The organism is Rhodobacter sp. P1_C2 (genome assembly GCF_056406375.1).
Window position 1 is genome coordinate 386,164 of the sequence record NZ_JBFUAG010000003.1, and the last position, 17,620, is coordinate 403,783.

20 protein-coding genes and 1 tRNA gene are annotated in these 17,620 nt (G+C 65.7%); 9 read left to right on the forward strand and 12 right to left on the reverse strand.

Annotated elements, in window-relative coordinates:
• Nucleotides 1–38: 38 nt before the first annotated feature.
• Nucleotides 39–2,216: a malate synthase G gene (locus tag AC1DZT_RS06805; RefSeq protein WP_478005857.1), complete on the forward strand. Its 2,178-nt coding sequence runs from the start codon at nt 39–41 to the stop codon at nt 2,214–2,216.
• Entirely contained in the window at nt 2,213–2,635 is a 423-nt protein-coding gene (locus AC1DZT_RS06810) for a GlcG/HbpS family heme-binding protein (RefSeq protein WP_478005858.1), read from the forward strand. The genes AC1DZT_RS06805 and AC1DZT_RS06810 overlap by 4 nt, the downstream gene beginning before the upstream one ends.
• A 9-nt stretch (nt 2,636–2,644) precedes the next feature.
• On the opposite strand, the gene AC1DZT_RS06815 is transcribed toward AC1DZT_RS06810, so the two are convergent.
• Genes AC1DZT_RS06815 through tsaD form a run of 5 tightly spaced genes read right to left on the reverse strand, consistent with a single transcriptional unit; the run spans nt 2,645 to nt 5,846 of the window.
• Nucleotides 2,645–3,043, reverse strand: coding sequence for a DUF1761 domain-containing protein (locus tag AC1DZT_RS06815; RefSeq protein WP_478005859.1), 399 nt, complete (start codon nt 3,041–3,043; stop codon nt 2,645–2,647).
• 59 nt (nt 3,044–3,102) lie between these two features.
• Nucleotides 3,103–3,522 carry an EVE domain-containing protein gene (locus tag AC1DZT_RS06820; protein WP_478005860.1) on the reverse strand — a complete coding sequence of 140 codons (420 nt, stop codon included), beginning with the start codon at nt 3,520–3,522 and terminating at the stop codon, nt 3,103–3,105.
• Nucleotides 3,519–3,791 carry a YciI family protein gene (locus AC1DZT_RS06825; RefSeq protein WP_478005861.1) on the reverse strand — a complete coding sequence of 91 codons (273 nt, stop codon included), beginning with the start codon at nt 3,789–3,791 and terminating at the stop codon, nt 3,519–3,521. The genes AC1DZT_RS06820 and AC1DZT_RS06825 overlap by 4 nt, the downstream gene beginning before the upstream one ends.
• Before the next feature lies 1 nt (nt 3,792).
• Nucleotides 3,793–4,752 carry an NAD(P)H-dependent glycerol-3-phosphate dehydrogenase gene (locus AC1DZT_RS06830; RefSeq protein WP_478005862.1) on the reverse strand — a complete coding sequence of 320 codons (960 nt, stop codon included), beginning with the start codon at nt 4,750–4,752 and terminating at the stop codon, nt 3,793–3,795.
• On the reverse strand, nt 4,749–5,846 hold the full coding sequence (tsaD, locus tag AC1DZT_RS06835; RefSeq protein ID WP_478005863.1) for a tRNA (adenosine(37)-N6)-threonylcarbamoyltransferase complex transferase subunit TsaD: 1,098 nt from the start codon (nt 5,844–5,846) through the stop codon (nt 4,749–4,751). The genes AC1DZT_RS06830 and tsaD overlap by 4 nt, the downstream gene beginning before the upstream one ends.
• Before the next feature lie 100 nt (nt 5,847–5,946).
• On the opposite strand from tsaD, the gene AC1DZT_RS06840 reads away from it, so the two are divergent.
• The 4 genes from AC1DZT_RS06840 to AC1DZT_RS06855 all read left to right on the forward strand — a co-directional run bounded on the left by AC1DZT_RS06840 (nt 5,947) and on the right by AC1DZT_RS06855 (nt 9,412).
• Nucleotides 5,947–6,651, forward strand: a complete 705-nt coding sequence (locus AC1DZT_RS06840; protein ID WP_478005864.1) for a uroporphyrinogen-III synthase — start codon at nt 5,947–5,949, stop codon at nt 6,649–6,651.
• Nucleotides 6,652–6,706: 55 nt separating this feature from the next.
• A complete protein-coding gene (locus tag AC1DZT_RS06845) occupies nt 6,707–7,780 on the forward strand; it encodes a COG4223 family protein (protein WP_478005865.1) in 1,074 nt (357 codons plus the stop codon).
• A 3-nt stretch (nt 7,781–7,783) separates the two neighbouring features.
• Nucleotides 7,784–9,235: a heme biosynthesis HemY N-terminal domain-containing protein gene (locus AC1DZT_RS06850; RefSeq protein WP_478005866.1), complete on the forward strand. Its 1,452-nt coding sequence runs from the start codon at nt 7,784–7,786 to the stop codon at nt 9,233–9,235.
• A gap of 101 nt (nt 9,236–9,336) precedes the next feature.
• Nucleotides 9,337–9,412, forward strand: a tRNA-Thr gene (locus AC1DZT_RS06855).
• A 57-nt stretch (nt 9,413–9,469) separates the two neighbouring features.
• Here the strand turns inward: AC1DZT_RS06855 and AC1DZT_RS06860 are convergent.
• The 4 genes from AC1DZT_RS06860 to ahcY all read right to left on the reverse strand — a co-directional run bounded on the left by AC1DZT_RS06860 (nt 9,470) and on the right by ahcY (nt 12,733).
• Nucleotides 9,470–9,865 carry an acyl-CoA thioesterase gene (locus AC1DZT_RS06860; protein ID WP_478005919.1) on the reverse strand — a complete coding sequence of 132 codons (396 nt, stop codon included), beginning with the start codon at nt 9,863–9,865 and terminating at the stop codon, nt 9,470–9,472.
• Nucleotides 9,866–10,008: 143 nt separating this feature from the next.
• On the reverse strand, nt 10,009–10,470 hold the full coding sequence (locus AC1DZT_RS06865) for a hypothetical protein (RefSeq protein ID WP_478005867.1): 462 nt from the start codon (nt 10,468–10,470) through the stop codon (nt 10,009–10,011).
• A 334-nt stretch (nt 10,471–10,804) separates the two neighbouring features.
• Entirely contained in the window at nt 10,805–11,146 is a 342-nt protein-coding gene (locus AC1DZT_RS06870; protein ID WP_478005868.1) for a DUF2853 family protein, read from the reverse strand.
• Between the two features lie 186 nt (nt 11,147–11,332).
• Nucleotides 11,333–12,733, reverse strand: coding sequence for an adenosylhomocysteinase (gene ahcY / locus AC1DZT_RS06875; protein ID WP_478005869.1), 1,401 nt, complete (start codon nt 12,731–12,733; stop codon nt 11,333–11,335).
• Between the two features lie 75 nt (nt 12,734–12,808).
• On the opposite strand from ahcY, the gene AC1DZT_RS06880 reads away from it, so the two are divergent.
• Together AC1DZT_RS06880 and AC1DZT_RS06885 are read left to right on the forward strand one after the other, a co-directional pair.
• Nucleotides 12,809–13,399 carry an HD domain-containing protein gene (locus AC1DZT_RS06880; RefSeq protein WP_478005870.1) on the forward strand — a complete coding sequence of 197 codons (591 nt, stop codon included), beginning with the start codon at nt 12,809–12,811 and terminating at the stop codon, nt 13,397–13,399.
• Between the two features lie 186 nt (nt 13,400–13,585).
• A complete protein-coding gene (locus tag AC1DZT_RS06885) occupies nt 13,586–14,461 on the forward strand; it encodes a LysR family transcriptional regulator (RefSeq protein WP_478005871.1) in 876 nt (291 codons plus the stop codon).
• Between the two features lie 33 nt (nt 14,462–14,494).
• On the opposite strand, the gene AC1DZT_RS06890 is transcribed toward AC1DZT_RS06885, so the two are convergent.
• From AC1DZT_RS06890 to AC1DZT_RS06900, 3 genes are all read right to left on the reverse strand, one after another.
• Nucleotides 14,495–14,806: an H-NS histone family protein gene (locus AC1DZT_RS06890; RefSeq protein ID WP_478005872.1), complete on the reverse strand. Its 312-nt coding sequence runs from the start codon at nt 14,804–14,806 to the stop codon at nt 14,495–14,497.
• Between the two features lie 69 nt (nt 14,807–14,875).
• On the reverse strand, nt 14,876–15,430 hold the full coding sequence (locus AC1DZT_RS06895) for an ActR/PrrA/RegA family redox response regulator transcription factor (RefSeq protein ID WP_478005873.1): 555 nt from the start codon (nt 15,428–15,430) through the stop codon (nt 14,876–14,878).
• A 37-nt stretch (nt 15,431–15,467) separates the two neighbouring features.
• Nucleotides 15,468–16,079: an SCO family protein gene (locus tag AC1DZT_RS06900; protein WP_478005874.1), complete on the reverse strand. Its 612-nt coding sequence runs from the start codon at nt 16,077–16,079 to the stop codon at nt 15,468–15,470.
• Between the two features lie 85 nt (nt 16,080–16,164).
• On the opposite strand from AC1DZT_RS06900, the gene regB reads away from it, so the two are divergent.
• Complete coding sequence (regB, locus tag AC1DZT_RS06905) at nt 16,165–17,544, forward strand: sensor histidine kinase RegB (protein WP_478005875.1); 1,380 nt, start codon at nt 16,165–16,167, stop codon at nt 17,542–17,544.
• The last annotated feature ends 76 nt before the right edge of the window (nt 17,545–17,620 follow it).

A 17,620-nucleotide genomic window follows, 5' to 3' on the forward strand; every position in this document is an offset into this window, starting at 1 on the left:
AAGCCTATAGCGGTCTTGCCATAGTTCGGAGACCCGCCATGCCAGATTACCTTCCCCGCGCCGGATTGCGCGTTGATGCCTCTCTTGCAACCTTCATCGAAGGTGCGGTGCTGGCCGGCACGGCGGTAGAGCCCCGGACCTTCTGGGCGGGCTATGCTGCACTTCTGGCCGATCTGGCCCCGGAAAACCGCCGCCTGCTGGCGCGGCGCGAGGCGCTGCAGGCCGAGATCGACACCTGGCTTGCGGCCCGACGCGGTGCGCCGCTGGACGCTGCGGAATGGCGCGGTTTTCTCACCGACATCGGCTACCTCGTGCCGGAAGGCCCCGCTTTCCGCATCGAGACCGGCCCGGTGGACCCCGAGATTGCCACGCTCTCCGGACCGCAGCTGGTGGTGCCGGTCTCCAACGCCCGCTTTGCGCTGAATGCCGCGAACGCGCGCTGGGGCAGTCTTTACGACGCGCTTTACAGTTCCGACGCGATGGGAACGAAGCCTGCCGGCGCCGGTCTGAACCCCGCCCGCGCGGCAGAGGTCGTGGCCTGGACGGCCGGTTTCCTCGACAAGGCCGTGCCGCTTGAAGGTGCCAGCCACGCCGGTGCCCTGGCCTATAGCATTGAAGACGCTGCGCTTTTGGTTCAGGCGGCGGATGGCAGGCGCGTGCCCCTCGCCAACCCCGCCCAGTTCGCCGGAACCGGGCAGCAGGGCAACCGCCGCCTGATCCTGTTGCAAAACCACGGGCTGCACATCGTGCTTGGCTTTGACCCCACCCATCCGGTGGGCGCGCAAAGCCCCTCGGGCCTGTGCGATGTGGAGATGGAAAGCGCCCTCTCCGTCATTCAGGATTGCGAAGACAGCGTGACCGCCGTCGATGCCGCCGACAAGGTGGCGCTCTACGCCAACTGGCTGGGCCTGATGAAGGGCGATCTGGCCGAGACGCTGACGAAGAACGGCAAGATCATCCACCGCCGCCTGAACCCCGACCGCCGCTTTGCCACGCCGGAGGGCGCGCCCCTCACCCTGCCGGGCCGCGCCGTCATGCTGGTGCGCAATGTGGGGCATCTGATGACCACCGATGCCGTGCTGTGGAACGGGGCCGAAACGCCCGAGGGCATGCTGGACGCGATGGTCACCGTCGCCTGCGCCCTGCATGACCTGGGCCGTGCCACCGGCCCGCGCAATTCGAGGGCGGGGTCGGTCTATGTGGTGAAACCGAAGATGCACGGGCCGGAGGAAGTGGCATTTGCCGACCGGCTGTTCGCCCGGGTCGAGGATATCCTCGGACTTTCCCGCCATACGGTAAAGCTCGGCGTGATGGACGAGGAACGCCGCACCTCTGCCAATCTGCGGGAATGCATGCGGGCGGTGAAGCAGCGCCTAGTCTTCATCAACACCGGTTTTCTCGACCGGACCGGGGACGAGATCCACACCTGCATGCAGGCCGGCCCCGTGGTCCCCAAGGCCGAGATGAAGGACAGCCCCTGGCTTGCCGCCTATGAGGCCGGCAATGTCGATGCGGGCCTTGCCACCGGCCTGCCGGGGCATGGCCAGATCGGCAAGGGGATGTGGGCCAAACCCGACGCCATGGCCGAGATGCTGGCCGTGAAATCCGCGCATCCAATCGCAGGCGCCAGCACCGCCTGGGTGCCCAGCCCGACCGCCGCCACCCTGCATGCGGTCCACTACCATCAGGTCGATGTCGCCGCCCGCCAGACCGCGCTGGCATCACGGTTGCGCGCCAGCCTCGACGCGCTTCTGACCCCGCCCCTTCTGACCGGGCGCAACCTTTCGGCGGAAGAGATCGGCCATGAGGTCGACCTCAACTGCCAATCCATCCTCGGCTATGTCGTGCGCTGGGTCGATCAGGGCATCGGCTGTTCGAAAGTGCCCGACATCGACAATGTGGCGCTGATGGAGGACCGGGCGACCCTGCGCATCTCGGCCCAGTTCCTCGCCAACTGGCTCTTGCACGGGCTGATCACCGAGGCGCAGATCGACGCGAGCCTGCGGCGGATGGCCCTGCGGGTCGACGACCAGAATGCCGGCGATCCGGCCTATGCGCCGATGGCGCCCGGGTTTGACGGACTGGCCTTTCACGCCGCCCGCGATCTGATCCTGCAAGGCGCCAGCCAACCCTCGGGCTATACCGAACCCCTGTTGCACCGCGCCCGCCGTATGGCAAAGTCCGCCATGACCCAAAGCCAGGAGGCCGCCCAATGATCACGATCACCCGCCTTGATATCGCCGATGCCCGCATCCTGATCGCCGGGGCCGCCGCCCGCGCCACGGCCATTGGGGTGCCAATGTGCATCGCCGTGACCGACGAAAGCGGCCAGTTGGTGGCTTTCGAGCGGATGGATGGCGGCAAGGTCACCTCCTCCACCATCGCGATCGACAAGGCCTTCACCGCCGCTGCCGCGCGCAAGGCGACGCATGAATATGGCGCGGCGAGCCAGCCGGGCGCCCCGGCTTACGGCATCGCCTCGGCGATCGGCGGCAGGTTGATGGTGGTGGGCGGCGGCCTGCCGGTTCTGGTGAAGGGCGAGGTCGTGGGCGGCATCGGCGTTTCTTCCGGCTCGCCCGCGCAGGATCAGGACGTGGCCCAGGCCGGGATCGACGCCTTCCTCAAAACCCTCTGACCCGGGGTTTCAGAGGAAGAGCGACAGGATCACGCCCATGATGGTGCAGCCGACCACGGCATTGACCGCGTCCAGAAGCGCAAGCTTGTAGGGTCGCCCGGCGAAGGCATAGTTCATCGTGACCCAGGGCGTGATCAGGAAGGTCCCGATGCCGAAGCCGCCCATCAGCCCCTCGGGCAGGGTGTCGAGCCCGGCCTTGACGAAGATATGCCGCATCATGCCGGCCACCAGCACTTCGGCCACAAAGCCCACGATGAAGGGCAAGGGGCTGCGGTTGCCCATCGGCTTGCCCGTCGCATCCAGCGGGATGCCTGCCGCCTGCATCCAGGGTTTCGACATCCGGATGTACCAGAAGGCCCCGAACCCATAGGCCGCCACGGCGGCGAGGATCACGGCGAAAATCTGCATCGTCTTCTCCTGTTCTTTCGGGGCAGCCTAGCGCGTCGCGGGGCAGCGCGGAACGGTTTTCACGGGGTCACGCCACCAAGGCCACAGATGATCCGCCATTCCTCGGGGCTGACCGGCTGGACCGACAGGCGCGAGTTGTTGATGAGGACCATCTTTTCCAGCCCCGGCTGGACCTTGCAGGTTTCCAGCGTCACCGGCGTGACGAAGGATTTCACCGCGCGGATATGGACGCAGTCCCAGCGCGGGTCTTCGGTCGTGCTGTCATGCGCGGATTCGGCGGAAACCTCGACCACGCCCACGATCTCCTTGCCGATGTTGGAGTGGTAGTAGAACCCCAGGTCACCGATCTTCATCGCCCGCATGTTGTTGCGCGCCTGATAGTTGCGCACGCCATGCCATTCCTCGCCCGCCGCACCGCGCGCCACCTGCAGATCCCAGCTCCAGGTGTCGGGTTCGGATTTGAAAAGCCAGTAGCTCATCCGATGACCTTCTTCCATTCGCGCAGCTCGACCGAGGCGAAAAGGCCGGCCTGGGCATAGGGGTCGGCGGCGGCCCAGTCCTGCGCCTGCTGCATCGTCTCGACCTCCACCACGACGAGAGAGCCGCACATGGCGCCATCGGCATCGAGGAACGGCCCGGCGAGTTCAACCACGCCGCTGTTCTTCAGATGCTCCACATGCGCCGGCCGGTTGGCGGTGCGGATGTGAAGCGAATCGGGCTTGTCGATGCAGATCAGGGCTACGCGCATGTCATTCCTCTTTCAGCGGGCGGGACATCAGGCTGCGGATGGCCTGATCCAGCGGGATATCCTTGGCGATCAACCGCGCCACCATCGTGGCAATCGGCATGTCGATCGACCGGCTTGCGGCAAGGTGTCTGACCGCTTGCGAAGTGGCAACCCCCTCCACGGTCATCTTTGCGTCAAAGCCTTGCCCGGCGCCCAACGCGAGGCCAAAGCGCAGGTTGCGCGACTGGGTCGAGGTGCAGGTCAGGACCAGATCGCCAAGGCCGGAGAGGCCGGAAAGCGTCTCTGACTTGGCCCCAAGTGCTGCGGCAAAGCGTTGCATCTCGGCAAAGCCCCGGGTGATGAGGGCGGCGCGGGCGGATTCGCCGAGGCCCGCGCCGATCACCACGCCGGCGGCAATGGCGATCACGTTCTTCAAGGCACCCCCGAGTTCCGCGCCGATCACATCGGCGGTGCGATAAAGCCGCAGGGTCTGGGTCGACAGCAGGTGCTGCAGGGCCTCGGCCTCGGGCCCCGCGCAGGCGAGGGTCAACGCGGTGGGCAGGCCCCGGGCGATGTCGGCGGCAAAGCTGGGGCCGGTCAGGATCGCGGCGGGGCTTTGCGGGCAATGCTCGGCGATCAGCGCCGTCGGGCCGCGCAGGCTGCTGAGGTCCACGCCCTTGCAGCAGGCCACCAGCGGCAGACCATCCAACGCGCGGCCCTGCTCCGCCAGAAACCCCGAAAGCGCCTGCATCGGGAGGGAGAGCAAGATGGCCTCGGCCCCAGCCAGATCCTTGATTTCCGCAGTGATAGAGACTGTTTCGGGCAGGCTAACCCCCGGCAACCGCGCCTGATTGGCCCGGCTTGCGGCGATTTCGGCAACCTGTGCCGCATCGCGTGCCCACAGGGTCACCGCATGCCCCTCGCGCCCAAGAGCGATGGCCAATGCCGTCCCGAAAGCTCCCGCGCCGACGACCCCGATCATGCCTTGGCCCCCTTCTTGCCCGAACCGATCAGGGGGGCGGCCAGCTTGTCCAAGGGCCAGCGCGGGCGGGCCACCAGGTCGCTGCCGCTTTCGGCACCCATCAGGTGACGCTCGATCCCGGCCCAGGCGATCATCGCGGCATTGTCGGTGCATAGCCGCAGGGGCGGGGCGGTGAACCGCACGCCAAGGCGGGTGGAAACCGTCTCTAATGCCGCCCGAATGGCCTTGTTGGCGGCCACGCCACCGGCCACGGCAAGCGCCGGGCTGGCGGGGTTCAGGGCGAGGTAAACCTCCAAGGCGCGGCGGGTTTTTTCGGCCAGAACGGCGGCGACGGCGGCCTGGAACGCGGCGCAGATATCGGCGCGGTCCTGCACCGTGATGCCGCCCTTTTCGGCCACCAGCGCATCGCGCACCCGCAGCACCGCCGTTTTCAGCCCGGAAAAAGACATATCGCAGCCCGGCCGGTCCAGCAAAGGACGCGGCAGGGGAAAGCGTTTGGCGTCGCCCTTGGCGGCCTCGGCCTCGACCCAGGGCCCGCCGGGCTGCGGCAGGGCCAGAAGCTTTGCGACCTTGTCGAAGGCCTCACCCGGGGCGTCGTCGATCGTCCCACCCAGACGCTGGAACAGGTCCGGCCCCTGCACGATCAGGAACTGGCAGTGCCCGCCCGAGACCAGCAGCATCAGATAGGGAAACGCCAGCCCATCGGTCAGCCGCGGCGTCAGCGCATGGCCCGCCAGATGGTTCACCCCCAGCAGCGGCAGGCCCGTCGCCGCCGCAATCCCTTTGGCGATCATCACGCCCGACAGGACCCCGCCGATCAGCCCCGGCCCCGAGGTCACGGCCACCGCGTCCAGATCCACCAGCGTCAGCCCGGCCGAGGCCAGCGCGCGTTCGACGCTGTGATCCAGCCGCTCGGCATGGGCGCGGGCGGCGATTTCCGGCACCACACCGCCGAAATCGGCATGAAGGGAAGACTGCCCTTCGACATCGGAACTCAGCACCTGGGCCGAGCCATCGGGAAAGCGGCGCACCACGGCGGCGGCGGTGTCGTCGCAGCTGCTTTCGATGCCCAAAAAGGTCAAGGTTGCGTCCATGGCATCCATCACGAATGTTCGGGCCAGATTGCCCCGGAACCTCTGCGCAGGTAACACCTTGGTCATGGCCATACAATCCTCTCGCCCCGTGGTTTTCCCTGTGGTTTTGCTGACCCGCCCGCAGGCGCAGTCGGAAAGCTTTGCCGCCGAACTGCGGCAGCGGGCGCCTCAGATGGCGATCGTGACCTCGCCCCTGCTGGAGCCGGCCCTGCTGAACCCGCCCGTGCCGCAGGGCAATTGGGCGGCGGTGATCCTGACCTCGCAAACCGGGGCCGAGGCTGCGGCGCGGATGAAGGCCGCCTTGCCCGACCTCGCCTTCTGCGTCGGGCGCAAGACCGGCCTTGCGGCGGAAGCGGCGGGCTTTGCGCCCATCGTCGCGGATGGCGATGCCGAGGATCTGCTGGCGCTGATTCTCTCGCAGCCCAAGGCCCCGCTTCTGCATTTGCGCGGGCGCGAGGCGCGGGGCGATCTGGCTCGGCGGCTTTCGGCCAGCGGCCTGCCCACCGAGGAGCTTGTGGTCTATGCCCAGGACCCGCGCCCCCTTGCGCCCGAGGCTGCGGCCGCGCTGCGCGGCACCACCCGCCTGATTGTGCCGCTGTTTTCGCCCCGCAGCGCCGAAATCCTTGGTTCAGAGTGTCGCCGGATCGCCGCCACTGCCCCACTGACCCTGATCGCGATGAGCGAGGCCGTCGCCCGATCCGCCGATTTCGGCCAGGGTTCGGTGCAGATTGTTGCCCATCCCGATGGAACGAAGATGCTGGATGCGGTGTTAGCCCATTGGTCGCAGGCCAGCGCGCTTGAATAGCGGCGCTGCCCGGCATTACCTTGAGTCGAGAAGTGCAGTGCGAAAAGGACGAACCATGGCCGATACGGATGACACGGGTGCTGCAGACCTGGGCAAGGCGGAACCGGTCAAGGACGAGCCCGTGCTTGCAGAAGCGCCCGCGCCAGTGCAGGCCGTGACACCGCAGAAGTCGCGTTCCGTCCTCTGGCCGATCCTCGGCGGGGTCGTGGCGGCGGCGGCGGGATTTGGCCTGGCGCAGGTGGTGCCGAACGGTTGGCCGGTTCAGGACACCACCAGCCTGTCCAGCCAGCTTGCGGCCGAGGTGAACGAGGTCAAGACGCTCAAGGCACAGATCGTCGAACTGGGCCAGCGGATCGAGACGGTCTCGGCCCTGGCCGACCGCGTCAGCAAGCTGGAGACGGCGCCCCCCGCCGCGCAAGGCGGCGATCAGGTGGCGGCGCTGGAGGCGCGGATTGCCACCCTGGAAGCGCGACCCAGCGGCACGACCGGCGACCCTGCCGCCCTGACCCAGCTGCGCGCCGAAGTCGAGGCGCTGAAGGCCAATGGCGCGGGCATCGTCTCGCCCGAGGTGCAGGCGGCGCTGGATGCCAAGGTCAAGGACACCGAGGCCAAGCTGGCCGCCATCGAAGCCGCTGCCCAAAGCAATGCCGAGGCCGTCACGGCACGCGCGGCGCTCAGCCAGATCGCGGCGGCGCTGGACAGTGGCGCGCCCTATACGGCGGCCCTGGCGGACCTGAAAGGCGCCACCTTGCCGGCCGTGCTGACCGACAATGCCAGCGCGGGCCTGCCGACGCTGCAAGGCCTGCAGGCCGATTTCCCCGCCGCCGCCCGCGCCGCCCTCGAGGCTGCCCTGCGCGCCCATATGGGCCAGACCTGGTCCGAGCGGGTCGCGACCTTCCTGCGCGCCCAGACCGGCGCCCGTGCGCTGGCCCCGCGTGAGGGCGACGACCCCGATGCCGTGCTGTCGCGGGCCGAGGCTGCCACCGCCAAGGGCGACCTCGCCACTGCCCTGAAAGAGCTTTCGGCCCTGCCACCCGAAGGGCAGGCCGCCATGGCCGACTGGCAGGCCCGCGCCCAGCTGCGGCTGGATGCCGCTGCCGCCCTGCAATCCTTGAACAAGGCGGGGTGAATCATGCTGTGGTCGCTGCTCCGCATCCTGTTCTTCGTCGTCGTGGTGCTGGCCCTCGCCTTCGCCGCCAACCTCTTGCTGCAGGCCGATGCCGTGATGCGCATCGCCTTTGCCGGGTGGGAGTTCAGCCTGCGCCCGCTGCAGCTGGCCATCTTCGCGCTGGTCGTGATGCTGGCCGTCTGGGTGATCTTCAAGCTGCTGGGCCTGCTGGTCGCCGTGCTGCGCTTTCTCACCGGGGATGAGACGGCCATCTCGCGCTATCTCGACCGCGACCGGGAACGGCGCGGCTTTCAGGCGCTGGCCGATGGCACGATGGCGCTGGCCGCGGGCGAAGGGCGTCTGGCCCTGATCAAGGCGCAGCGGGCGGCGGGCTATCTTGACCGGCCGGAACTGACCAACCTTCTGGTCGCCCAGGCCGCAGATTTCGCCGGCGACACCAAACGCGCCGGCGAAGCCTACAAGGCGCTGCTGGCCGACCCGCGCTCGCGCTTCATCGGGATTCGCGGGCTCTTGAAGCAGAAGCTGGCCGAGGGCGATATGGAAACCGCGCTGAAGCTGGCCGAGAAGGCCTTCGAGATGAAGCCGCGCAATGCCGAACTGCAGGAGATTCTGCTGAAGCTGCAATCCGGCGCCGCCGACTGGAAGGGCGCCCGCGCCACGCTGACCGCGCAATCGAAGGCGGGCCTGCTGCCCCGCGATGTCTACCGCCGTCGCGATGCCGTTCTGGCGCTGCAGGAGGCGCGGGGCATCATGGACGACAGCGCCAGCATCGAGGCGCGCGAGGCCGCCATCGCCGCCAACAAGCTGTCGCCCGACTTGATCCCCGCCGCCGCCATGGCCGCGCGCAGCTATATCGACAAGGGCGATGCCAAGAATGCGACCCGCGTGCTGAAGAAGGCCTGGGAGGCGCAGCCGCACCCCGACCTCGCCGCCGCCTTTGCCGAGATTGCGCCCGAGGAAACCCCCGAGGCCCGCCTGAAACGCTTCCGCACGCTGACCGCGATCCATCCCGACGATCCGGAAACCAAACAGCTCCTGGCCGAGCTCTGCATCGTCGCCGAGGATTTCCCTGCCGCCCGTCGCGCCCTGGGCGATCTGGCCACCAGCCACCCGACCCAGCGCAGCCTCGCCATCATGGCGGCCATCGAGCGGGGCGAGGGCGGCGATGACGCAACGGTGCGCGCCTGGTTGTCCAAGGCGATCATCGCGCCGCGCGGGCCGCATTGGTGCTGCGACAAGTGCCAGGCCGTCCATGTCGCCTGGGTGCCGATCTGCGACAATTGCCAGGGCTTCGACACGCTCAGCTGGCGCGAGCCGGTCGAGACCGCCGGGGCCAGCGCCACGGGGGCCGAGCTTCTGCCCGTCCTCGTCCAGGCCCCTCGCCCGGCAGAGCCCGATCCCGAACCCGTGCCGGAGCCGATCGACCTGGAAGCCATCGGCCGCCGCGCCAACTGACGCACCGCAAGGCATCGCACCACTTTCCGCGCGATGGAAACGCAAGAGAGCGGCGCAGTCCTCTGGACAACGGCGCGGACAGTGGTTACACGACGCTTCGTGCCCCAATAGCTCAGCTGGTAGAGCAATTGCTTCGTAAGCAATGGGTCGGCGGTTCGAGTCCGTCTTGGGGCACCAGTTCCTTTCCATCCCTTGCAGCGCGGCCCGGGTTTACCCGGCGTCCTTCCGTGCGGATCAGCCTGCACCGTTCCTGACAGGAATCGGCTGGCCATGCTCGTCCAGCGCCACGAAGATGAAATTCGCCTCGGTCACCTTTTCGCTGTCGTGCAATTGGCGCGGGCGGCGCCAGGCGTCGACATGGATGGTCATCGAGGTGCGGCCGACCTTGACCAGCGTGGCGTAAAGCGAGACCTCGTCCCCCACCTTGACCGGCCGGTGAAAGATCATGCCATCGACGGCGATCGTCGCACTCCGCCCGCCCGAGGTCAGGGCGGCGACATTGCCGGCGGCAAGGTCCATCTGGCTCATCAGCCAGCCGCCGAAGATGTCGCCCGCAGGGTTGGTGTCGGCGGGCATGGCCACGGTGCGGATCGTCGGGTTGCCCAGCGGCGGTTTATCCTCGCGGCCCATCGGCACTGTCTCCTTCTGTCTGGCGTCATCGGCTTTGCCCATCCTGTCCCCCGGCAACCGGCGCAAATCAAGACCGGATGGCCGGTTTCAGGGCCTCTGCCGGCAGATTGCCTTTTGGGGATGCGGTTGCGGGGGGTGCGGGCCTATTCCGGGTCGTCAAACCCGGCGGGGATTGCGCCATGCTGGCCCAGGGGCAGGCCGGCGTCCTGCATCATCTCTTCGGCCATGCTCTCTGCATTCGGTCCGGCGCCTGACAACTGGCGCCAGATCTCCTTTGCCGGGGGCAGGATGCGCGGCTCGGCCAGAGCGCGGGCGGTGTGAAGCCAGACGGTCAGCCCGTCGCTCTGGCCGTATTCCCGCTTCTTGCGCAGGGCGGCGATGTCCTTGGCGGCGGCCTTGGCGAAACGTTCCGCCTCTGCCGGGGGCCAAAGCGAGATCTCCTGCAGGTTGAGGCCACGGTTCAAGTAGACGGCGACCCAATAGCGGGCGGCGGCGGCCTGTTCGTCCACATGATGGCGCTTTGCCGCGGCGAGCTTGTCGGCCAGGGCCTGCGCCTCGTCGACCAGGGCGGTCTTCGCCTTCTCTTGCTGCCAATTGCTGAACATGGGGTCCTTTCTCGCCAGCGGGAAACCGGCGGAGCGCGGATCTGCCTAGCACGACAGGCAAAGGGACCCAAGCGCCAGCACGGGTCCTTTGCATTGCGATGTTAGGAGGGAGAGCAAATAAAATGAGGGGCCCCCACCCCTAGGGACCCCTCATCCACCCCACGCGCACCCAGCACCGCACGTGTTTGATAAAAGGTCCCGGACATGATGCCCTTGGGAAGAACATAGCAAGAATCAGGCGGGCAGGGCAAATCCGAAGAAGCGAAAACTTGAGGTTTAACCACGTCGCACAAAGGCCCGCTGTCGGGCGGGCCCTTGTCAGAAGGGGGCCGCTTCAGCCGAACATGGCCTCTTTGCCGAAATGCTTGGTCAGCATGTAATAGACGACGGCGCGGTACTTGTTGCGCTCTGACCTGCCGTAAGTGTCCAGGACGGCGGAAATTGCCTCGTCCAGCGCAGAGCCGTCAGACAGGCCCAGCTTCTTGATCAGAAAGTTCTTTTTCACGGTCTCAAGCTCGCCCGCGTCCGAGCCCGCAATGGTGGCGGAATCCGCATCGTAAATCGCCGGCCCGCATCCGATGGTGACTTTGGTCAAAAGTGCCATATCGGGATTCATCTTGCATTTGGTCTTCAGGTCTTCCGCATATTTCGCAATCAAATCATCTCTCTTACCCATCGTACTCTCCCTTTTCCTGGCAAAACCATCCAGCGCCCGCAGGTGGTGGATGGGGCGACAGCTTAGGTCCGGCCTCTGAACCCGCAAAGGGAATATTTGCCGCGCGCCCCGGATCGGCAGGAAGGCCGCAAGCAAAAGGCCCGCCGGGTGAGGGCGGGCCTTTTCAAACCTGGTGCCGCAGGCGGCTCAGTAGCGGTAATGCTCGCTCTTGAACGGGCCTTCGACATTGACGCCGATATAGGCGGCCTGTTCCGGCTTCAGCTGGGTCAGCTTCACGCCGATCTTCTTGAGGTGCAGGCGGGCGACCTTTTCGTCCAGCGCTTTGGGCAGGATATAGACGCCGGGGGCATAGTCCTTGCCCTTGGTGAACAGCTCCAGCTGGGCCAGAACCTGGTTGGTGAACGAGGCCGACATCACGAAGGACGGATGGCCGGTGGCATTGCCGAGGTTCAGCAGGCGACCCTCCGACAGAAGGATGATCCGGTGCCCGTTGGGCATCTCGATCATGTCGACCTGTTCCTTGATGTTGGTCCACTTGTGGTTGCGCAGCGCCGCGACCTGGATCTCGTTGTCGAAGTGGCCGATGTTGCCGACGATGGCCATGTCCTTCATCTCGCGGATATGCTCGATGCGGATCACGTCCTTGTTGCCGGTGGTGGTGATGAAGATGTCGGCAGTTTCCAGCTCATCTTCCAGCAGAGTCACTTCGTAGCCGTCCATCGCCGCCTGCAGCGCGCAGATCGGGTCGACTTCGGTGACCTTGACGCGGGCGCCAGCACCACGCAGCGAGGCCGCCGAGCCCTTGCCCACGTCGCCATAGCCGCAGACGACCGCGACCTTGCCGGCCATCATCGTGTCGGTCGCGCGGCGGATGCCGTCGACCAGCGATTCCTTGCAGCCATACTTGTTGTCGAACTTCGACTTGGTGACGGAGTCGTTCACGTTGATCGCCGGGAAGGGCAGCAGGCCCTTCTTGTGCAGCTCGTACAGGCGGTGGACGCCCGTGGTCGTCTCTTCCGACACGCCAAGGATATCGCCGCGCTGCTTGGTGAACCAGCCGGGCGAGGCGGCGAGCCGCTTCTTGATCTGGTTGAAGAGGCAAACCTCCTCGTCCGAGGTCGGCACCGCGATCAGGTCGGTCTCACCGGCCTCGACCCGCGCGCCCAGAAGGATGTACAGCGTCGCATCGCCGCCATCGTCGAGGATCATGTTGCAGGTGCCGCCCTCGCCGCCGAACTGGAAGATGCGGTCGGTATATTCCCAGTATTCCTCGAGGCTTTCGCCCTTGATCGCGAAGACCGGGGTGCCCGAGGCCGCGATCGCCGCCGCCGCATGGTCTTGCGTCGAGAAGATGTTGCAGGAGGCCCAGCGCACATCGGCGCCCAGCGCCTTCAGCGTCTCGATCAGGGCGCCGGTCTGGATCGTCATGTGCAGCGAACCCGCGATCCGCGCGCCTTTCAGCGGCTGCGCGGGGCCGAATTCCTCACGGCATGCCATCAGGCCGGGCATTTCGGTTTCGGCGATGGTCAGTTCCTTGCGGCCGAAGTCGGCCAGAGCGATATCCTTGACGATATAATCGGCGGCCATGCGGCGCACTCCTTGATCCTGTGGTTGGCGGCCAGATAGCATCTACAGGGCAATTCGACAACCGATGGTAAAGAGATGAAGCAACCCAGGGCCTGGCAACGCATGCTTTCAGGGCGCAGGCTGGACCTGCTCGACCCCTCTGCCGTCGATATCGAGGTCGAGGACATCGCCCATGGCCTGGCCTTCGTCGCGCGGTGGAACGGGCAGACGCGGGGGGACTGGCCCTATTCGGTGGCCGAACACTCGCTGCTGGTCGAGGAGATTTTCCGGAGGCAGGGGGGTGTGGAGCCGCGCTGGCAGCTGGCGGCCCTGCTGCACGATGCGCCGGAATATGTGATCGGCGACATGATCAGCCCGGTGAAGGCCGCGGTGGGGCCCGGCTATGGCGAGCTGGATGCGCGGCTGACGGCGGCGGTGCATATCCGCTTTGGTCTGCCGGCGGCTTTGCCTGTGATGGTGAAGAAGGCGATCAAGCTGGCGGACAAGGTCTCGGCCTGGCTGGAAGCGGTGCAGATCGCGGGGTTTTCCGAAGGTGAGGCCGACAAGTTCTTTGGCCGTCCGGCGGATCAGGTCTTGCGGGGTCTGGAAATAAAACTGCGTCCGCCCACGGTGGTGCGGGCGGACTACATTGCGCGGCACAGGGCCTTGTTGGAACAGCTTGGCTGAGCTTTAGCGGCCACGCTTGGTATCCTTGTGGCGGGGCAGCGGGGTCATCCCGGTGGCGAGCATCAGGGCGTCTGCAAGCAGGGTTAACATCTTCTTCTCCATTTCTCTGTTTCGATGATGTGTATATAGGGGGATATGGGCGGTTTTCCGAGTCAAAGAAAATTCTGGGATGTTAGGTGAACTATCATGTCTCTCGACTGGCGCAGCTTCCCCTCGCTGACCTCACTCCGCGCCTTCGAGGCGGCGGCGCGACTGCAAAGCTTTTCGCTGGCGGCGCGCGAGCTGAACGTGACCCATGCCGCCGTGGCCCAGCAGGTGCGCGGGCTGGAAGATCATCTGGGCCGCGAGCTGATCTATCGCGCCGGGCGCGGCCTGGCCCTGACTTCCGAGGGCACGCGGCTGGCGCAGGCCCTGGCGGACGGCTTTCGCACCATCGCCCTGGCGCTGGACGAGGTGAAGGGCAGCGGTCCCGGCGCCCCCCTGCGGGTGACCCTGACGCCGGCCTTTGCCGCGCAATGGCTGATGCCGCGCCTCGGCGCCTTCTGGAAGGCGCATCCCGAGATCGAGGTCTCGCTCAACCCCGAAAAGCGCGTGGTCGACCTGCGGCGCGAGGGCATCGACATCGGCCTGCGCTTTGGCAATGGCAAATGGCCCGGGCTGGATGTCGAATTTCTGACCGCTGCCGATTATGTGATCGTCGCAGCGCCCTTATTGCTGAACGGAAAGCAGAATCTTTCGCCGGAAGAACTTTCCGCCATGCCTTGGGTGATTGAACAGGACTGGCCCGAGGCGCTGACCTGGCTCAAGGGTTTTGGACTGAAACCCGATGCGATGAATATTGCCTATATGCCCACCGAAGAGCTTGCGCTTTCCGCCGCCCGCCAAGGCTATGGCCTGCATGTCGAGGCCGAGGCTTTGGTGGAACATGACGTGGAAACCGGCGCGCTGCAGATCGTTGGCAGGGTCGAGGATGATAGCCTGGCCTATTACATGGTGACGAGGCCCGGACCCAAACGCGCCGAGCTCAAGGTATTCATGAAATGGTTAAAGGCCACCCTCTAGGCGGCCAATATCCTTATCACAAAGTGGGGGAGGTCAGATGGCGAGGTCTTCGGGATGCTTGCCCGCGGCAAGCGCATCGATGAACCAGCGCGGCTTGCGGCCACGACCCGACCAAGTGTCTGATGCATTGGCAGGATTGGCATATTTCGCGCTTGCCGGGGCGCGGCGGCGCACCACGGTGGCACCGGTCAGTTCTTCCAACGAAAAACCCTTGGCGCGGGCGAATTCCTGCAGCTCCGACAGGGCCTCTTTCTTCTTGCGATCTTCAAATGTCGCGATAGCCTTGGCTACCTGAGATTGCAGATCCTTCAACTCTTTAAGCGACAGGGTGTTCAGGTTTTCCACGGCGCGCGTCCTTTTTATCCCAATAGGGATTTATTAGGATCGGCTTTGACAAAAAGCAAGGCTTGCGGCCTATTTAGGGCTGCGCTTTGCAAGAATGCGCTGAAGGGTCCGCCGGTGCATGGACAGTCGCCGGGCCGTCTCGGACACATTGCGGTCACACATTTCGTAAACCCGCTGAATATGCTCCCACCGCACCCGATCGGCCGACATCAAATGATCGGGCATCGGCGGGTGGTTTTCGCTGCGGGCCAATAGCGCGTTCATCACGTCATTGGCATCGGCCGGCTTGGAGAGATAATCGATCGCCCCGATCTTGACCGCCGCCACCGCCGTCGCAATCGCGCCATAGCCGGTCAGCACGACAACCCGGCAATCCGGCCTTGTCTGGTGCAGCGCCTCGACGACATCCAGCCCATTGCCATCGCCCAGCCGCAAATCGACCACGGCATAGGCCGGCGGGCGCGAGAGGGCAATCACCTTGCCCGCCGCAACGCTTTCCGCCGTTTCGGTCTGAAAGCCGCGTTTGTCCATTGCCCGGGCCAGGCGCTTTACAAAAGCCTCGTCGTCATCGACCAAAAGCAGCGAGCGGTCCGGTCCAAGATCGGGTATTGCTTCATCCGCCACGTTTGTCCTCCCCGACCATCGGCACGCGCAGGGTAGCCTAGCTTGCCTTCAGGAAACAAGCAGTCCTGTCGGCGATCTGCTCTGGCGTCGCATCTCTTTGGAAGAAATCGGCAAATCCGGTTTTTGGCAGCATGAGATAGGTCATGGTCGTATGATCCACCGTATAGCCGGGATCGCGCTTTGCCGGAAGTTGGTAGAAGACCTTATAAGCCTTGGCCGCGGCGGCAATCTCGGCCTCGGTTCCGGTCAGACCGACAAGGTGGTCGAAATTGCTGACGTAATCGCCCAGAACCTGCGGCGTATCGCGCGCCGGATCGACCGAGATGAAGACCGGAGTCACCTCCATTCCCTGTTTGGCAAGAATGTCGGCGGCTTCGGCATTGCGGGCATTGTCGATCGGGCAGACATCCGGGCAGGAGGCATAGCCGAAATAGATCAGCGCCGGTTTGGCAAGCAGGGTCTGATCGGTGACCACCGCCCCCTTGGTGTCGCTCAGCGAGAAGGGCCCGCCGATCTGCCCGCCCGCCACCGCCCCGCTGCGGCATTCGGCAAAGGCATCCGCACTTTGCGCCCGCATGACGTGGTAGGTCTGCCAGGCCAGCAAGGCGGAAAGGGCAACAGCGCCACCAGCGGCGTAAAGTTTCAGCATCGGGTCCTCCATCACGGTCGCGCATTGATCCGACCTTTGCCTGTCAATAACAATGCGTGACGCAAGGGGCGAGGGGCGGAATTTGATGACTCACACAGATGTGCACCCCGGTTTCCGCTATGTCCACGGCGACTGGGTGCGCCTGCGCACGCTGACCCTGCTGCGCTGGATCTCGATCGCCGGGCAGATCGCGGTTCTGGTCGTGGCGCCTTGGTACTTCGACCTCGTCCTGCCGGTCGGCCCCTGTTCGATGGCGGTCGGCGCCTCGGTCGCGCTGAACATCTGGATCACCCTGGTCTTTCCGGCCAACAAGCGGCTGGCCGACCACGAGGCCATGCTGATGCTGCTCTTCGACCTGGCGCAGATGGTCTATCTGGTGGGGGTGACCGGCGGGCTCAACAACCCCTTCGCCCTGCTGGTCATCGTGCCTGTCACCATCTCCGCCTCGGCGCTGGAGCTGAAATCGACGATCTTCCTTGGCGGCCTCTCGATCCAGCTCGTCACCGCGATCGGCTTCATCTACAAGCCCCTGCACTTCAGGAACGGCGAGATCCTCAGCCTGCCGACCCAGCTGGAGATCGGGTTCTGGACGGCAATCGTCAGCGGCACGGTGTTTCTGGCCGCCTATTCCCGCCGGATCGCGGTGGAGATGCGGGCGATGTCGGATGCCCTGCTGGCTGCCCAGATGGCGCTGGCGCGCGAACAGAAGCTGACCGATCTGGGTGGCGTCGTGGCCGCCGCCGCGCATGAGCTTGGCACCCCCCTCGCCACGATCAAGATGGTCGCGGCCGAGCTGATCGACGAGCTGGACGGCCAGCCCGGCCTGCAGGAGGATGCCAAGCTGATCCGCGACCAGACCGACCGCTGCCGCGACATCCTGCGCTCGATGGGGCGGGCCGGGAAGGATGACCTGTTGCTGCGCCAGGCGCCGCTGATCGCCGTGGTGCGCGAGGCGGCAGAGCCGCATCTGAACCGCGGCAAGACGGTCGAGATCACCGATCACCTTGGCCTGCCCTTCCCGCCCGCCGTGCTGCGCCGGCCCGAGATCATCCATGGCCTGCGCAACCTGATCCAGAACGCGGTGGATTTCGCCGCCTCGACGGTTTGGGTCGATCTGGAATGGCAGGGCGGGCAGATCCGGGTGCGGATCGTCGATGACGGCGCGGGCTTTCCGCCGCATCTGATCCACCGGATCGGCGACCCTTTCGTCCGCCTGCGCCGCGAGCCGCAGCAAGAGGGTCTGCGCCCGGAATATGAAGGCATGGGTCTGGGCCTCTTCATCGCCAAGACGCTGCTGGAGCGGACCGGCGCCGATCTGACCTTTGCCAATGCCACCGATCCCTTCCTGGCCCCCAGCGAGCGCCCGCAGCGCGGCGGCGCCGTGGTCGAGGTCGTCTGGCCCGAATCCGCCCTCCGTGCGCCGGAAAATCTCGTCTCGGGTGAAAATCAGCCCAACCTTGTGTGAGTTCGGTCAAATCTTACCCAAAAGTTTAACCGTTCGTTAACCGCCACGCCCGTAGGTTGCAGATCGGGAATGTCGG